Source organism: Shewanella sp. LZH-2 (assembly GCF_016859145.1).
Classification (GTDB): Bacteria; Pseudomonadota; Gammaproteobacteria; order Enterobacterales; family Shewanellaceae; genus Shewanella; species Shewanella xiamenensis.
In genome coordinates this window covers 2,051,699-2,068,825 of record NZ_CP069350.1, presented here as the reverse complement: position 1 = coordinate 2,068,825, position 17,127 = coordinate 2,051,699, and the positions used below count along the sequence as shown (strand labels likewise).

The window sequence follows — 17,127 nt, the reverse complement described above, 5'->3', positions numbered from 1 at the left end:
GAATCTTATAAATCAAACACATAGAATTGCCAAGCCCGTTTGCTATGCATAACAGCAATCCCAAATCGTGAGTCGAATATGCTGAAGTTAATCCAATCCAACCAAATGGAAGTGCTCTGTGCCCATCTCGCTGCATATTTGCGCCAACCACTACCCGGCACGGCGTTATTGCAAAGCGAGCATATTTTGGTGCAAAGCCCTGGGATGTCGACTTGGTTACGCCTTGAAATTGCAAAACAAAATGGCATTGCCGCCGCGCTTGAGTTCCCTTTGCCCTCCAGTTTTATTTGGCAACTGTGCCACGATTTACTCCCCAATGTCCCCAAGGAAAACGCCTTTACTAAAGCGGCAATGACCTGGAAATTAATGCAGCTACTGCCTCGCCTACTTGAGGAGGAATCCTTTGGGCCACTGCGGCATTATTTAGGTCATATGGAGTCAAGCAGCCCCGACTCGAGCACAACAAATAATCAACTTGAAGCGTCAAACTCAATTGCCGCCGATAATATTAAGCTTTATCAGCTCTGCGGCCGTATCGCCGATATCTTCGACCAATATTTAGTTTACCGCCCCGACTGGATTGCCGCATGGGAAGCTAATGAACCACTCGATGCACTCAAATTAAATGAGGAACAACGCTGGCAACCTATTCTTTGGCGGGCGCTGATTGCCTTCAACCGTGACGAGCTGCGTCAAAGCCATTACCACAGGGCCAATTTACATCAGGATTTAATTGCCGCGCTGGCAGATAGCACCCATTCCATTGCCAAATTGCCTGAGCGTTTATTTGTGTTTGGCATTTCGTCTATGGCCCCACAAACCATAGACGTGCTCCACCAGCTCGCGGGCCGAATTGATGTCATCATCCTTAACCTCAGCCCCTGCCAACATTATTGGGGCGATATTATCGACCCACGGCATCGAGCGCGAATGGCGTTGCAATATGCAGGCAAACGCCAATTGGCCGAGCAATGGGAAGATAAACTCGAGGTCGGCAATCCGCTGCTTGCCAACAATGGCAAAATGGGACGCGAATTACTCGATATGCTGCTCGAACTCCCGCCCGAACACTGCGATTTTGGCGACGATGTGTACTGCGAGCCCTGCGGCGATCCTAACGATCCGCATAGCAATGCCAGCATGCTGGCTGGGGTGCAATACGATATATTAGAAATGCAAACCCTCGACCGCGTACTCGGGCCTGATGCCGAGCTATATCAAGATGTTGCCAATCGAAGAGTGTTAAAAAACAGCGACCATTCGATTCAAATCAAGAGCTGCCACAGCCCGCTGCGCGAAGTCGAAACCTTGCACGATCATTTACTCGACCTACTGGATCGCGACAACCAACTCACGCCCAAAGATATTGTGGTAATGATGCCAGATGTCGCCGCCTACGCGCCCTATATCGATGCGGTGTTTGCTGCCAAACAGGGGCTCGAATATATCCCCTACGCCATTGCCGACCGCGGCGCGGCGCAGGAATCGCCACTCATTAATAGCTTTTTGAATTTACTCAATATTAATCAGAGTCGCTTCGGACTGACCGATATTTTAAGCATTCTAGAAGTGCCAGCGATTTTACGGCGTTTTCAACTCGAAGAAGACGAGCTACCACTGATCCGCCGTTGGTTAGATGAAGCCGGTGTGCGTTGGGGGCGCGATGAGCAAAGCCGTGTTAAACAGGGAGTGCCCGCTTTTGAGCAAAATTCCTGGGCCTTTGGCATCAAACGGTTAATCTTGGGCTATGCCTTAAGGGACGATGCCCCCTTGTATCAAGCAAGCCCACAGGCGCCGAGCTATTTAGTGGTATCAGGGGTGGAAGGCCAATCGGCGCAGGCCCTTGGCAAACTGTTGAACTTTATTGAAGTCCTCGATGAAACCACGCTGCAATTAGCCCAGCCTCAAGCGCCTTGCCAGCGTTTATTTGAACTGACTGAACTGTTAAATGCTTTTTACGACCCCGATGAGGATGAGCGTGAACAGTTACAGGAAATCCGCGACGCCATTGCTACCTTAGAGCAAGAGTTACTGGCCGCCAGCCCTGCTAACAGCTATACAACGGCATACGACGTTAACCCCAATTTTTTAGACCAAAGCGGCTTACACTCAAACGCCTTAAACTTAAGCATCGAAGTACTCGCACAATGGTTTAATCAACGCTTAACCGAGTCACGGGTTGGCCAGCGTTATCTGGCGGGTAGCGTAAACTTTTGTACCTTAATGCCGATGCGCTCGATTCCATTTAAGGTGGTGTGCCTGCTCGGCATGAATGATGGCATATATCCGCGCATGCAACATCCTGTGGGCTTTGATCTGATGGCACATTTTGGTGCTCGCAAAGGCGATCGCTCCCGCAGATTAGACGATAGGTACTTGTTTTTAGAAGCACTACTCTCGGCACGGGAACAGCTTTACATCAGCTATATTGGCCGCAGTGAGCGGGATAACTCGGAGCGCATTCCCTCTATGTTAGTCTCCGAGCTGATTGAATATTGCCAGCTGTGTTATGTGCCAGAATCGCTTACAGCAGAAACTCCAGCTGTGGGTAATGAAGCCGCCCAACAGGCATTGCTTGAGACAATTATAAGCCACCAGCCGCTGCAACCTTTTGATCCTAAACTGTATCAGTCAACAGAGCCGCAAGCGCAGGCGATAAAACAAAGTTACAGCCAGCAATGGTGCCCACCGGACATCAGCACGCAATCACTCCAGCGTCGTTTTATTGATGCCAACACGCTGATTGTGCTCGAAGATGACACGATTGGGGATAATGATATTCAACAAGATGTTGAGCCACTAAGCGAAGAAGACCATGTCGATATCTCCGCTTTTATCCGATTCTTTCGCAATCCCGCACAATATTTCTTTAACCGCACACTAAAGGTTGATTTAAACCTGAATATTCAAGCGGATGATAATGATGAGCCCTTTAGCCTCAATGCGCTTGAGCGTTATCTGTTACAGGCAAGGTTGCTCGATGATGCGCTTGAACAAGGCGCTGAACAAGGACAGGCGCAGCCCAGTAGCGAACTATTACAACGCTTAAAAGCCAGTGGTAATTTACCCATGCAGCCCTTTGATGATCTGCTGCTGCGCCAATATAGCCATGATATCGCGCCGCTTGTCGGCAGAACCTTATTTATGCGTGGCGATGTCTCCCCGCGCCATGCGGATATTCGGCTCGCCTTTGAGTTACCTCATCAGAACGCAGGGAATCAGGTAAAAACCAAGCGCGTGATCCTCGAAGGTCGGATTGATGATATCAGTCCAAAAGGCTTGGTCAGTTGTCGCCCCGGCAGTGCCCATGGGCGGGATATTTTAGCGCTGTATCTGCGCCATTTATGTTTAATGGCCGCAGGACTAACTCAGCCTAGCGATCATCTACAACCTAGCTATCTACTCGATATGGGGCATTTTCACGCCCTCTCGCCGATTGCGCCAAAGCAGGCCCATGATCAACTGGCTCACTTGTTACAGTATTTTTATCAGGGACAGTTGCATCCGCTGTGTTTTATGCCCAAAACCTCCCTTGCCTACGCCAGTGCAGAGATCAATGAGGATGAAACCAGTCAACTTGATGGCCAGCACGATAGTCAACACAGTGTGCGGCTAGAGGCGGCGCAAAGCGAATGGCTGGACGAACAAGGTGAGCTTGGCGAAGGCACCGATCCCCATTACCAGCGGCTATTTCGGTTTCCGCAGGATTTCACCGAAGCAAATTTTGGCAAACTGGCCGACGAGATCTATCGACCCATGCTGAGCTTGTACCATAAAGACACCCTCGCCCAACTTGAGGAGTTTGTGCTCAATGCAGAACCACAAGCCGCCACATCAGAGGGAGCGCAGTAATGAGTGAACTATCAAATAATATGATCCTTCCTACTACATCACAGGCGCTGCCGTTAGATCCGCTCACCCTGCCATTTGGTGGTAGCCGATTGATAGAGGCCAGTGCGGGCACAGGTAAAACCTATACGATTTCGGGCTTGTATCTGCGACTACTGCTTGGGGATGGCTTAAGCGAACCACTGAGTTGCGAACAAATTCTGGTAGTAACCTTCACCAATGCCGCCACCGAAGAATTAAGGGACAGAATTCGCCGCCGTATACAAGTGGCTTTTAAGTGTTTCTTAGGGCTCGAAATTAACGATCCCTTTGTACAGGCGTTGTACGATAAAACCCCAGAATCTGAGCGCGCCATCGCCCTTAGACGCTTCGACTTGGCGCTCAAATCCCTCGACGAAGCGGCCATTTTTACCATTCACGGTTTTTGCCAACGGATCTTAGCCGATCTCGCCTTCGAATCCTCTTTACTGTTCGAGTCAGATTTTACCTTAGACGACAGCGAGTTTTTGCACCATGCGGTACGGGACTTTTGGCGTGAAGCCTGCTATCCGCTGCCGGAATATTTAGCCCAGATTATTGCCAGCGAATTTGGCGATCCCGATGGTTTAGTCAAGCAGCTTCGGGCCTTGCTCGGTGCCAGTGAAGTAAAACCGCTTAAACCCGTGCAGCCCTTTGCTCGTTTGGCTGAGTCCTTAAGCCAGAGTGTGCAACGCTTTAAACTCGCCTGGCCGCGTGGCCGCGACGCGCTGTTAGAGTTACTTCATAGCCTGCCACTTAATGGCCAGCGCTTTGGTAAAGCGAGCGACAATTACCCCAAATTGGCGGAAATGTTCGACCAACTGGACAACTTCTTAGCCTTTGGCCACGGCTTGCCGCCGCTTAAAGTGCTCGAGTCGCTGTCACTATCCGAGCTTAAGCTGAATAAAGGCGGCGTGCTCCCAAGCGCGAGCGAGGCGCCGCTGCTTGACCATATGGAGCAATTAGCCACGCTGATTAACGCGATTAAACCCGCATTTCTCTTCAGCGCCAAACAAGGGATCAGCGAGCGGTTTGCTAAGCAAAAACAGCTTAAAAATGTGCTGACACCGGATGATTTGCTGACCACCTTAGCCGCGGCGATGCAGGCCAATCCCGACACGTTGCCCAAAGCGGTGGCAAGTCGCTTCCCTGTGGCCTTAATCGATGAATTCCAAGATACCGATCCTTTGCAATTTGCGATTTTCTCGGGGATTTATCAAACCCGTTTGGGGATTGAAGCGCAAAATTCGACGGCTGTCGAACCCAAGGCTCGCACGGATAGCAAATTAAGCCTGCTGATGATTGGTGACCCCAAACAGGCGATTTATGCCTTTCGCGGCGCCGATATTTACACCTATATCGAGGCGCGCAGGCAAACCCAAGCACACTATTTTCTCGACACTAACTATCGCTCGAGTCGTAATCTGGTGACGGGAGTGAATCACCTATTTGCCCAGCATCCCAATCCTTTTATTAGTCAATCGATTCCCTTTGACAGGGTAAAAACACCCGCCAGTGCGGCAGCAAAACTGTTAGTCGAAAGTACAGCCAATAGTGCCGCACTGCGGTTAAAACTGTTACGCGAGGGCGAAACGGGGCTGAATAAAGCCAGCGCCAGACAAACCTTGGCCGAAGATACCGCCGCCGAGATCACCCGTTTACTCACAGAGGCCGCCAATGGACAATGCCATACGCCAAAAGGGCCGTTAATTGCCAAAGATATTGCCATTTTAGTGCGGGATAGAAACGAAGCTGCGGTCATGAAAACGGCGCTCAGTAAACGCCAGATTGGCGCGGTATTTTTAAGCCGCGATAGTGTGTTTGATACCGTTGAAGCGCGGGAAATGGCGCTCATTCTGCGCGCATTGGCCAGTCCCAAGGATGAGCGCGCCCTGCGCAGCGCTCTCGCCACCGCGCTACTTGGCTATAGTGCCGAGCAAATTCATGCCTTTAACCAAGATGAAGAGCAGCGCCAAATGCTGCTCGAACAGTTTTTTGCGCTACATCAGATCTGGCAAAAGCGCGGCATTATGCCGGCGCTGCTGAGCTTAGCCAACGCTACCCATATGGTGGCACGCCTACTGCAAACACCCAGCGTTAGAGCCACTGCCGACCAAGATAGCGAAGAGCCCGATGAGGCGAGTAATGGCGAGAGGCGACTAACAGATTTTCGCCACTTAGCCGAGCTGTTGCAGCAAAAAGCCACTGAGATTGATGGCATCAGTGCCCTACTCAATTGGTATGAGCAGCAACTAATTGATAATACAGGGACAGATGAGCAGCAGCTTCGCCTTGAAAGTGAGCAAAATCTGGTGCAAATCGTGACTATCCATAAAAGTAAGGGGCTGGAATACCCAGTGTGTTTTATCCCCTTTGTTAGCCTTGCGCGGGATAATCGCCGCCGCCCGACACCCATGCTCTATCACAGAACCGATGCGGATGGGACACAGGAGCTGGTATGGGATATTGAAGGCACAGACGAAGGCTGGGAGCAGGCAAAGCAAGAAACCTTAGCCGAAGATCTTCGCCTACTTTATGTGGCGCTCACCCGCCCCGTGTACCTGTGTTATTTGTACATTGCTAACCATAGCCGGATATTAAAAGCCGGGATCAAAAGCCAACTGCATGAAACCGCTATCGGTTACCTTTTAGGCATTACCGATGCCGACTGTGATTTTGCTCGTCTACACAATGCGGCGCAGACGCTACTTAATGGTGTTGAGTCGAATGCACAAGCGATCAGCGTTGAGTGTGTTGCTGACAACATTGCTGATAGCAAGCTGCACACGGGTGAAATGCAATCCCACACCTTAAATGCCCGTAACGTCACCCGTCAGTATCGCACCCCATGGCGAGTAGGCAGTTATTCTGGCTTAATCAAAAATGCACCCCACGCCAAAGCCAGTCCGGGCGCCGATGATGAAGTTAGCGCGGTATTTGGCGCAGAACCTGCCAATAGCCTAAGTGAATCCTCATGGCAAGATAGCGCTGATATGCCGCAGCTACCGCTACTCAATCGCTTTAGCTTTGAGCGCGGCGCCAACGCGGGGAGTTTTATGCACTTAGTGCTTGAGTTAATTGATTTTACCCAAGCTCAAACCGACTTACCGCGAGAGCTACCTAAGGCTATGTTGCAATACGGTATTGCCCCCGAATGGCAAAGTGTATTAGAGGATTGGTACCTTGAGGTCTTACAGGCACCGCTGGCATTGATGGCGCAGGATAATCAGCTCATCAATCCCGAGCTGTGTTTAGCCGCGCTCGCGCCGCAACACACCTTAGTGGAGATGGAGTTTTACCTGCCTTTAAATCGATTAAGAGATGCAGAGCTTAATCAACTCCTCGGGCAATTTGGTTACGATACCGCGCTGCATTTTGATGAATTACAGGGCATGCTCAAGGGCTTTATCGACTTAACCTTTGAATATCAAGGTAAGTTTTATATCGCCGACTATAAATCAAACCATTTAGGCGACACGATTCAGGCTTACCATTATGGAGCGCTTAAGCAGGCGATTAGCGATCATAGGTACGATTTGCAATATATTCTCTACTCCCTCGCCCTGCATCGTTATTTGGCGATGCGACTGCCAAACTATGACTACGATATCCATATCGGCGGCTGTTATTACTTGTTTTTACGGGGAATGTCGGTTCAGTATCCCGGCTTTGGGGTTTACTACGATAAGCCACCTAAGGCGCTCATTCTCGCCTTAGATGCGCTGTTTAACCGCAGCCAAGATGAAAGCCATATGAGTCAACAACATACCGGAGCGATGGCATGAACCACAGCACCGAAATGAATAGCACCGAAATGAATAACGCCACAGCCCTTGCAGCCAATTGGTACAATACAGGCGCGCTGAGACTTAAAGCACCACTGGCTGAGTTGCTCAAATATTGGGAAAAAGAGCGGCTTATCACTGCACTTGATCGCCATTTTGCCCTCGAGATGGCCCGTCTTCACCCCAATGACGCCCAAGAGCCACTGTTTATGCTGCTGTGCGCCCTGTTGAGTCAGCAACTGTCGGCCCAACATACTTGTCTAGTGCTCGAATATATAGTGCCAACCAATCCGATGGCAGAGCCAGTAAACCGCTGTCAAATCCGTTTAAGCCTTACTGAACTGATTGACGCACTGCAACACTTTGACGCCATTGGTGCACCAAATAGCAATAAACCACTGATTTTTGAAGATGGTAGACTCTATCTTGAGCGTTATCATCATTTTGAAACCCAAGTCGCCAGCGCCTTAACAAGGTTATCAGCGACGGCGCTTTCGTTAACGCCCTCGCAGCCTTTAGCATCGGATAATCAGTCACTTTTACAACTACGCAGGCAACTGGATTGCTTATTTCCAAGCGCAACCCACACCGTTGAAGCAAACATCGATTGGCAAAAGGTCGCCACCGCTACTGCGCTCGGTAGAAAGCTGGCGGTGATAACTGGTGGCCCCGGTACAGGTAAAACCACCACGGTGACTAAATTGCTGTTGTTACAACAATTAGGTACACCAAAGCAGATAAGACTTGTCGCCCCGACGGGCAAAGCGGCCGCCCGTTTAAGTGAATCCATTAAGGCCTCTAAAGCCAGACTCGAGCAGGAACTGAAGCAGACTCAAGCGACAAACGAACTGGCGCAAAACCACGAAACCCAAGCCCTGTTAGCTGCGCTTAAGCAAGTACCGGAAGAGGCATCAACCTTACATCGCCTGCTGGGTGTCATCCCCAACTCAGCGCATTTTCGCCATCATCAAGGCAACCCATTACGGCTCGATCTTTTGATTGTGGATGAAGCCTCCATGGTCGATTTACCTATGATGTACAAGCTGCTTAGCGCATTGCCGGAACACGCAGGCTTAATATTGCTAGGGGATCAGGACCAACTCGCTTCAGTTGAGGCAGGCGCCGTACTTGCCGATATTTGCGCCGGACTTAAGCAAGCCTCGACTCAACATACCGAATGGAAAATGCGTTATAGCCAAGCACAGGCCGAACAATTAACCGCGCTCACGGGCTTTAATTTAACCCCCTTTATCCACGCTGAGCCTAAAATTGGCGATAGCCTGTGTATGTTAACCCACAGCCATCGATTTAAAGGCGATGCGGGGATTGGCTTGCTGGCCAGCGCAGTCAACCGTGCCGATCTCGCGGGCATTTTAGCGGTATGGCAAAGAGGGCTGGCCGAATTAACCTGGCTAGAACACAGCGTAGATCACAGCCAAACTCAAGCAAAAATCAGTGAACCTAGCAGTAATACCGGACTTAAAGCACTACTTGCACAGGCCTGTGAGCAATACGGTGACTATTTGCGCCTATTACAACCAACGCACGCCACCACAATACACACGAGTGAGCCATTTTGCCCGCCAAGCGCCATGGAGGCGATTGCCAAATTTAATCAATATCGCATTTTGTGCGCCATGCGAACTGGCGATTATGGTGTCGAAGGGATTAATCTTGCGGTAACGAAGGCGTTAGCACAGGCCAAACTTATTCAGCCGCAGCAGGAATTTTACCTCGGGCGCCCGATTATCATCCAAAGCAACGACTATAACTTAGGTCTGTTTAACGGCGATATTGGTTTGATTTTGCAGGATGAAGAGAGAGCTGACCGACTGATGGCCCACTTTATCAAAGCCGATGGCGAACTGCTTAAAGTGCTACCCGCAAGGCTACCTAGCCACGAAACCTGTTACGCCATGACGGTACATAAAAGTCAGGGCAGTGAATTTAATCGAGTCGCCCTAGTGCTCCCGCCAAATCCTAGTCTCGTTCAGTGGCAATTGCTCACCAAAGAGCTGATTTACACTGCTATTACCCGTGCAAAACAACACTTTAGCTGTTTAGGTACACAGCAAGTCTTCGAGCGTGCTAGCTTGCAAGCTACCCAGCGCGCCTCAGGTTTAGCGGATAGACTCTGGCGCGATAAGTCGATAATCAATTAACATTTAACAAATTGATTAATAAATAAAAATAGCAAAAAAAAGGAGCAAGGAGTTGATGGAACAAACAATGATAAAACTGCAACAGATGCAAGATGTCATCAATTTATTTGATAGCATCAAGCCTGAGGCGCAGTTACCCGCGCAATACTATGAAAGCACACGCTATATTCGTTGGTCTGAATTTGAGGCAATGCAAGTGTATGAGCTTGATTTTGAGCCTTATTTATCAATTGCTGAACACTGTAACATGCGTTTTTTTACCCTGCATCAGAGCCAGCAACGTGTGTACCTTGCTCATTTGAATGATGCTGGCCATGCACCAAGATGGGAAGCCCGGCCACTCTTATTATCTCAGTTGCGTGATACCGAGTTGATGACATCTCTTATGCAAGATCACGCCTATCAATTAGGACTGAAGATCAATCTCGAAGCAAACTACCCTATTTAGATTTTAGCGCTAGACGACATTGAAACCGCTTGTGGATCGATTGGAAAATATATTTTTACCTCAGTTCCCTTGCCTAACTCAGATGCGACGTCAATCGTACAATCGTGCTGACGCAAAATTTGAAGCACAATAGACATTCCCACTCCGGTCCCAGTCCCAACGGGTTTAGTGGTATAAAAGGCATCAAACATTCTTGTGAGGGTATACTCATCCATACCGCAGCCGTTATCAACGACCCTTAAGCATATGTTTGTATCGGATTGGGTGAGGTAAAGCTCTATTGCAGCAGATCTATCATCGACCACACTACAGGCCTGATAAGCATTCACAATAATGTTCATTAATACCTGATTGAGTTCGCCAACATTAAATAAAACCATAGGCACATGAGAAATCTCATTTTTTATCAAAACATTATTAAGCATTGGTCGCAATAATTTAAGGGTAAACTCTAGGGCATCGGCTAATTGAATGTAGGACTTCCCCGTTGAATCTGTTCGAGCAAAAAAGAGTAAATGGTTAACAATATCTTTGATACGCATTAAACCTTGGCAAGTATCGCTTGCCAGCTCAGGCAAATCTTCCTTAATAAACTGTAGCTGAGCCTGATCAATCTGTTGTTTATCGCCCGCATCAATACTCGCCAATAAGTCCTGAGCGTAGCTGGTTAAACTCCTGACATTTGAAAGAATATATGCAAGTGGATTATTAATCTCATGGGCAACCCCAGCAGCCACTGTGCCAAGTGATGCTAATTTCTCCTGCTGAATAATTGATTGTTGTTGCTGCTTAATCAGATCGATTTGTTGCTGTAACAACAGATTTTTCTCATAAAGTTGGCGAGTACTGTCTTCAAGCAACTGCTCCACCTCTTGCCTTGCCCTTTTTTCCCGCAGATAGGCTGCGTAGTAAGGATTTTCGCTGTCAGTCATTTTGTAACTCGATGATTAACATACAATGATCGGCGCCAGTATGCATGCAAGTATCGTGGGTGATCTGGATCTTTTGTTTAAAATGCTCTGCGGCACCAAACAGCAATCCTTCAGCACAAAAACACAGTCGGCGGGGGGATGAGTACCTTAACGCAATTTGATTCTCTGACAAGTGCTGGCCAGTAATATTCGGCAATGAGGGTTCATGGTAGAGCTTATTGACTTCTAAATGGATCACATCGTGGATCCCCATCACTAACGAAGTAAAATCTTCAAAATGTTCAACAACACCTGCGTGGCGTGAGGCCAGTCCATTAAACAGAAACTGGCCAAATGCTTTGACTACGTCCTGTATTGGCATATTAAGCCGCTGAGCCACGTCCTGAACAATGCTAAATAACTCTGACTCAGCATAACTTTTGGCAGACACATACACGCGATCCTTAGGAGCATGTTTTTCCAACAAATCGTTCCACACTGACATACCGCACTGAGCCACGACCATATCTTCAAGCACATTAAAAATAATTCCTTTCATACACACCTCATGGGGTGACCAAGTCGAGCTAACAGGCGAGTGTCACATTTGTCCTATACATTACCTATAAAGTAATAGCAGCAATCTTAATGTTCACCAGTATTTTTATGCGAAGTTGCTAGGGCGTGTTGAATGTTTCTAAACCCAAGTCATCAAGTAATGACGTCATAGCCAAGCCGTTAATAACATCGTCGATAATAACCCTTAGCAGCAGGTCTATTCGTGAAGCGTTACCACTCACTGGTTAAATGTTGATTTAGATACACAGATGCGAACTTGCGTCTCTTTTCTTGAATAAAATCAACAGGAGTATAAGTCGACGTCCATCAATGCAGCATCCTGTTATACAAGGGTTGTTGATGCGCTAAATGCGCTTATCGCGCCCTTTATGCCAGTAAAAATTGCATCGCAATTTGACTATCTGATGGATAGCCACTTTTGTTTAGTCTAATATGCCACCAACTGTGAAATAGGCCATGCAACAAACGCATATTACAAACATTGCCATACCAATAAGTAGTCACTTTTATGCCTAAAACACCCGCCCACTCGCCCGCTAATACCCTTGTGGTCCTCGATTTTGAAACCTCGGGTCTTTCGCCCAGTCAAGGCGCTCGTGCTATTGAGATTGGGGCGGTATTGATTGAACAGGGCCAAATCACTGCGCGTTTTTCAGAATTAATGAATCCAGGTTTTCGGATAAACACCTTTATTGAAGATTACACCGGGATCAGCAATCAAATGCTGTCACGTGCAGCGCCCTGCGCCGAGGTAATGTCACGATTTGCCAAGTTTATCGGCAAGCACCATTTGGTAGCCCATAATGCCGCATTCGATCAGCGGTTTCTTGATGCTGAATTTGCTCAAATTGGTCACCAATATTCTGGCCAGTTTGGCTGTTCTCTTCTGTTGGCAAGGCGCTTGTACCCAGAGGCGATTAATCATCAACTGGCAACCTTAGTACGCTATAAACAACTGCCGACCGAGGGGACTTTTCACCGCGCGCTTGCTGATGCGGAAATGACGGGACACTTGTGGCTACGAATGTTAGCGGATCTGAAACAGGACTTTGCAATAGCCGAACCACCCTTCAGTCTAATGCAAAAAGTGATGCGCAAGAGTAAAGCTGAGGTGCCTAAGTTTCTGCGTCAATATGCCAGAGGTTAATCCACTCAGCGTTGACCAAGTTTACACCATACACCAGCCAAACTTGTCATAAAAAGCCAAGTGCTAGCAAACACTTGGCTTAATCGCGTAAATCAATACAGAGACAGCTTATCCTAGCAATGCGTGGTCAATCCCGCAGGAACTGCGAACGACTAAGGTGGTTGGGATTAATTGAGGGCCTACCGCCTGACCGCGAATAAGCTTGAGCAAACTCTCGACTAAAATCTCACCCGCTAACTGAGTATTTTGTTTGATGGTTGTCAGTGGTGGATTAGCAAAACTTGCCACAGGAATATCATCATAGCCCACCACAGCCACTTGCTCTGGCACTAATATCCCCTTCTCTTTTAAGGCGCGAATGGCACCAATAGCAATCAAATCACTAGCGGCAAAAATCGCATCAAACGTAAGCCTTTTTTCTATTAATGCCATCGCCGCATCATAACCAGCACTTTCAGTGCTAATGGCTGAAATTTGCCGCTCAGCCACCACTGGTAATCCTGCGGTTTGTAAGGCTTTGACATGACCTAAATATCTATCCCTAAATTCTGGGCTATGACTAGAGGCGTCACCTAAGAAGGCAAAAGCGCTACGGCCAAGGGAAATCAAATGTTCAGTGGCTATCAGGCCACCTTGGTGATTATCACAACCAATGGATAATACGGATTTATTGTTATGCTCGGCGCCCCAGATCACAAAGTGAGTATGCTGAGCGAGTAACTTTTCAAGCTTCTGCTCGTAATCCATATAATCGCCGTAGCCCAGCAAAATAATGCCATCAGCTTTATTACTGTCTTCGTAGTCGGCATGCCAATCGCTAGAAAGCTGTTGAAATGAAACGAGTAAATCATACCCCTGTTGCGCAGTTGCCCGTGTTATTGAGCCTAACATCGACAGAAAAAATGGGTTGATAAGGGAATCATCATTAGTCGGGTCTTCACACAATAACAGCGCCAGAGTATGACTATTTTGGGTACGCAAATTACTGGCGTTTTTATCAACCTTGTAGTTAAGTTCCTTTGCAATTGCTTGGATCCGCTGACGGGTATCTAAGTTGACAAGCGGGCTATTTCTGAGGGCTCGGGAAACCGTAGACTGGGATACACCAGCACGATAAGCAATATCAATTGAGGTCGCTTTCGATGCCATAACGGAGGTCACCATAATTATTATTTTGGGGGATACTAAAACAGTTCTAATGACTTGTATAGCCGAAGGGTTTACAACTGTCTAACAAGTTAACCGAGTTAATCTGCTTTAACCTATTGAAAGCTAAATTAACTTAACCGCACACCTTAACGCTGGGTGCTTAACCACGATAATGCGGCTTATGATTGTGTGACTAAAAACACAGACTAGAGAAAATAAATGCTTCAAAAAAACGCTAACGCTATTCACAGCTTTGCATTCACTAATAATTAGCTGAGTCGCATTTATTTTCTCTTAACCAGATAGAAGTTAAATCCCTAATTCATCGAGTAAATCATCGGCGTCCACATTGGTATGATGTTGACTTATCGCGGGCTTGTCCGCCATTCGGCTCCAAGGAGTGCTTTCAACATTTGAAGCTTGCGTCCCACTCACGCCGTGCTGTTCGAGTAAGCTATCAGGGTCAAACTCCTCATCATATTCAAACTCATCCAGTTTGATAAACTCGGTCTTATCCATCGCAAATTCAAGGTAGAAAATGTGATTATTTTCGGTTTTAAAGGACACTCGCCTTGCTACAGCATCATCCAAGTTTGCATCAATAGAGATAGTCAACTCTTTGTTTATCGTTAACATTTTTGGCTGACTTTGGCTGATGGAAGTTTGTAATTCCTTAGAGACTTTATTAATAAAGTCACCTAAGATTTGGTTCATTAACTCCCCCATCACATTACCCACTTCATCGGAAGTATGGGAAAAGGCTAATTCCTCTTCAGGCATGCCCATATTGAGCATATAGCGACGGTAGATTTCGATAGCCGCAGCAGCGGAAAAGTTAATAACAACAAGCCCTGAAAATCCCCCATCAAAAATCGAAAAACATCCTAAGTCAGGTTTTAAGCGGGTACGGGTAATGCTTTGTACCATACCAGCATGGCTCACATGGCTTGCGCTGGTACTCGATAATACATGGGCAACAGAGTGGCATAACTTCAACAATATATCGTCAGAAGTCACAATCGTATTTGTAGTCATAATTGATTCTCAAACATAACAGTTGATTAATCTTGCGCGTAAAACGGTAAAAAATCAAAATTAAAACAACTAATTAGATATAGTTATCATGATTGAATTTGTTAATAAATGGTAAGTTGTTGAATTTAATAAATACTTCATCACATGCGATTAGACTGATGAAATATCCTCAAAATAAGCCATAAAATCATCACTCAGGAGAAGGCCTGCAAAGATCCTGCTTAAGATCAAAGAAACCCCATATTGTTTACCAGTTTATATGAAATTTAACCCGCTAATATTCTATTAAAAAACATTCGCAGGTATATTGTTGAACATTATTTTTGCGCCCGAGGACTCCAGATGATCACTTTTTTGCGCCAATTCACCATTTTAAAACGTCTAATGATGATGTTAGTGATGGCGGCCATTGGAACTGTTTGTTTTGCAAGTTTTTCGATTAAAGAACAATACAGTAATTTGATCGAACAAAAATGGTTACAAATCGATGGTCAACTTGGCAGTATCCTCAGTGTGATAGACGTTTATCGCCAAGATGCTGTTAACGGAAAAATGAGCGAGCAAGAGGCTCAAAAAGCTGCTGCGAACCTCATTAACCAAACCCGTTATGCCGGGGTTGGTTACTTTATTCTGATTGATGACAACAACCAAATCCTAGCCCATGGTGAAAATGCCAGCCTAATCGGTACCTCTGCACAAAATTTCACACTCCCCGATGGCACTAATCCGCTGACTACGATGCTGTCTCAAGCTCGGCAACATGACAAAGCCATGCTGGAATATCCGATTGCTAATCCTGTTTCAAAAATTGTTGAGGACAAATTGGCCGAAGCCCGCTACTACCCACAATGGGGCTGGACTGTGATCACAGGGGCTTATCTCAGTGACGTAAAAGAGAGTCTTTACAATGTGATGATCGACTATCTGATTATCATGTTTTTGATTTCTGTACCTATTTTTGCATTTTTCCTTGTTCTTAATCATTCGATTACCTCACCATTGAATGATGCTATTGAAGCCCTTGAAGATATCGCTCAAGGCGAAGGCGACTTAAGCCAGCGTTTAAGCACTCAAGGCAAAGATGAAGTTGCTCATCTCGCCCAAGCCTTTAACCTTTTTGCCCAAAAAATTGGCGATATGGTGGGACATTTGCAACCCCTAGGAAAATCGCTCGACAACGATGCTAAACAGTTAATGCTTGCCGTTGAGGAGTCGAACCAAAGTGCGGAACATATCCACCGTGAAACCGGTAGCGTAGCAACGGCAGTTAATCAAATGCTGTCTACGACCCATGAGATGGCGAGCAATACCCAGCAGGCCGCAGATGCCGCCACCAGTGTGAAAAATCAGGCACAGCAAAGTAAAGCTGTGATTGACAATACGGTGCGCGATACAGAGAAGTTGGTCCAAGAGCTGAAAGCATCAGAAGCAATCACTCAAAAATTGGGACAAGCCTCTGGTCAAATTGGCAGTATTTTGGATGTGATTAGGGGCATTGCTGAACAAACCAATTTGTTGGCACTTAATGCCGCCATTGAGGCTGCTCGTGCGGGTAGTCATGGCCGAGGATTTGCCGTTGTCGCAGATGAAGTAAGAGCCTTAGCCAATCGCACCCAAGACTCGACCAATGAGATCCAAAAAATTATCTCTGAAATTCAAACCGGTGTGGGCTCTGTGATGCAAAGCAATAGCCAAACCCAACATCAATCAGAAGAATTGCAAGCTAAGGCTCAAGAGGCTGGGCAAGCCATGGCCGCAATTCTGGGGCTAATTGCCCACATCAGCGATATGAACACTCAGTTAGCGAGTGCGACAGAAGAGCAATCCCTCGTGACAGAGGAAATTAACCGTAATATCTGTAATATTTCAGAGCTAACCGAAGTGTCTGTAAAAGCCAATGACAGTAATAGCCGAGCAGCACAATCATTACAGGATATTAGCCAGGATATGTCCCATACCTTAGGGCAATTTAAAATCTAACCTAGCGAATGTTTTCAATAGCAAACAAGAGGACGTATAAAAACGTCCTCTCTTCCTTTAAAAT

General features: G+C 47.0%; 10 protein-coding genes. 6 read left to right on the top strand and 4 right to left on the bottom strand.

Going from position 1 to position 17,127, the window contains the following annotated elements:
• The first annotated feature begins 78 nt into the window (after positions 1 to 78).
• Genes recC through JM642_RS09225 form a run of 4 tightly spaced genes read left to right on the top strand, consistent with a single transcriptional unit; the run spans position 79 to position 10,262 of the window.
• Positions 79 to 3,852 (top strand): exodeoxyribonuclease V subunit gamma, encoded by a 3,774-nt coding sequence (gene recC, locus JM642_RS09240; protein ID WP_203433540.1) that lies wholly within the window; start codon positions 79 to 81, stop codon positions 3,850 to 3,852.
• On the top strand, positions 3,852 to 7,652 hold the full coding sequence (recB, locus tag JM642_RS09235) for an exodeoxyribonuclease V subunit beta (RefSeq protein ID WP_203433538.1): 3,801 nt from the start codon (positions 3,852 to 3,854) through the stop codon (positions 7,650 to 7,652). Before recC ends, recB begins: the two co-directional genes overlap by 1 nt.
• Positions 7,649 to 9,814 carry an exodeoxyribonuclease V subunit alpha gene (recD, locus tag JM642_RS09230; RefSeq protein ID WP_203433536.1) on the top strand — a complete coding sequence of 722 codons (2,166 nt, stop codon included), beginning with the start codon at positions 7,649 to 7,651 and terminating at the stop codon, positions 9,812 to 9,814. The genes recB and recD overlap by 4 nt, the downstream gene beginning before the upstream one ends.
• A gap of 55 nt (positions 9,815 to 9,869) precedes the next feature.
• Entirely contained in the window at positions 9,870 to 10,262 is a 393-nt protein-coding gene (locus tag JM642_RS09225; protein WP_239000497.1) for a hypothetical protein, read from the top strand.
• Here the strand turns inward: JM642_RS09225 and JM642_RS09220 are convergent.
• Together JM642_RS09220 and JM642_RS09215 are read right to left on the bottom strand one after the other, a co-directional pair.
• Positions 10,259 to 11,194 carry an ATP-binding protein gene (locus tag JM642_RS09220; protein ID WP_203433534.1) on the bottom strand — a complete coding sequence of 312 codons (936 nt, stop codon included), beginning with the start codon at positions 11,192 to 11,194 and terminating at the stop codon, positions 10,259 to 10,261. The two genes, JM642_RS09225 and JM642_RS09220, sit on opposite strands and share 4 nt — an antisense overlap.
• Positions 11,187 to 11,732: a heme NO-binding domain-containing protein gene (locus JM642_RS09215; RefSeq protein ID WP_172589225.1), complete on the bottom strand. Its 546-nt coding sequence runs from the start codon at positions 11,730 to 11,732 to the stop codon at positions 11,187 to 11,189. Before JM642_RS09215 ends, JM642_RS09220 begins: the two co-directional genes overlap by 8 nt.
• Positions 11,733 to 12,260: 528 nt before the next feature.
• On the opposite strand from JM642_RS09215, the gene JM642_RS09210 reads away from it, so the two are divergent.
• Positions 12,261 to 12,899 (top strand): 3'-5' exonuclease, encoded by a 639-nt coding sequence (locus JM642_RS09210; protein ID WP_172590832.1) that lies wholly within the window; start codon positions 12,261 to 12,263, stop codon positions 12,897 to 12,899.
• 108 nt (positions 12,900 to 13,007) lie between these two features.
• On the opposite strand, the gene JM642_RS09205 is transcribed toward JM642_RS09210, so the two are convergent.
• Entirely contained in the window at positions 13,008 to 14,048 is a 1,041-nt protein-coding gene (locus tag JM642_RS09205; protein WP_172590833.1) for a LacI family DNA-binding transcriptional regulator, read from the bottom strand.
• A 309-nt stretch (positions 14,049 to 14,357) separates the two neighbouring features.
• The gene (locus JM642_RS09200; RefSeq protein ID WP_047537307.1) at positions 14,358 to 15,083 is read right to left on the bottom strand and encodes a DUF3334 family protein; all 726 of its coding nucleotides are present in this window, start codon (positions 15,081 to 15,083) and stop codon (positions 14,358 to 14,360) included.
• Between the two features lie 342 nt (positions 15,084 to 15,425).
• Here JM642_RS09200 and JM642_RS09195 point away from each other — a divergent pair, with 342 nt between their 5' ends.
• The gene (locus tag JM642_RS09195) at positions 15,426 to 17,063 is read left to right on the top strand and encodes a methyl-accepting chemotaxis protein (RefSeq protein WP_037431210.1); all 1,638 of its coding nucleotides are present in this window, start codon (positions 15,426 to 15,428) and stop codon (positions 17,061 to 17,063) included.
• The last annotated feature ends 64 nt before the right edge of the window (positions 17,064 to 17,127 follow it).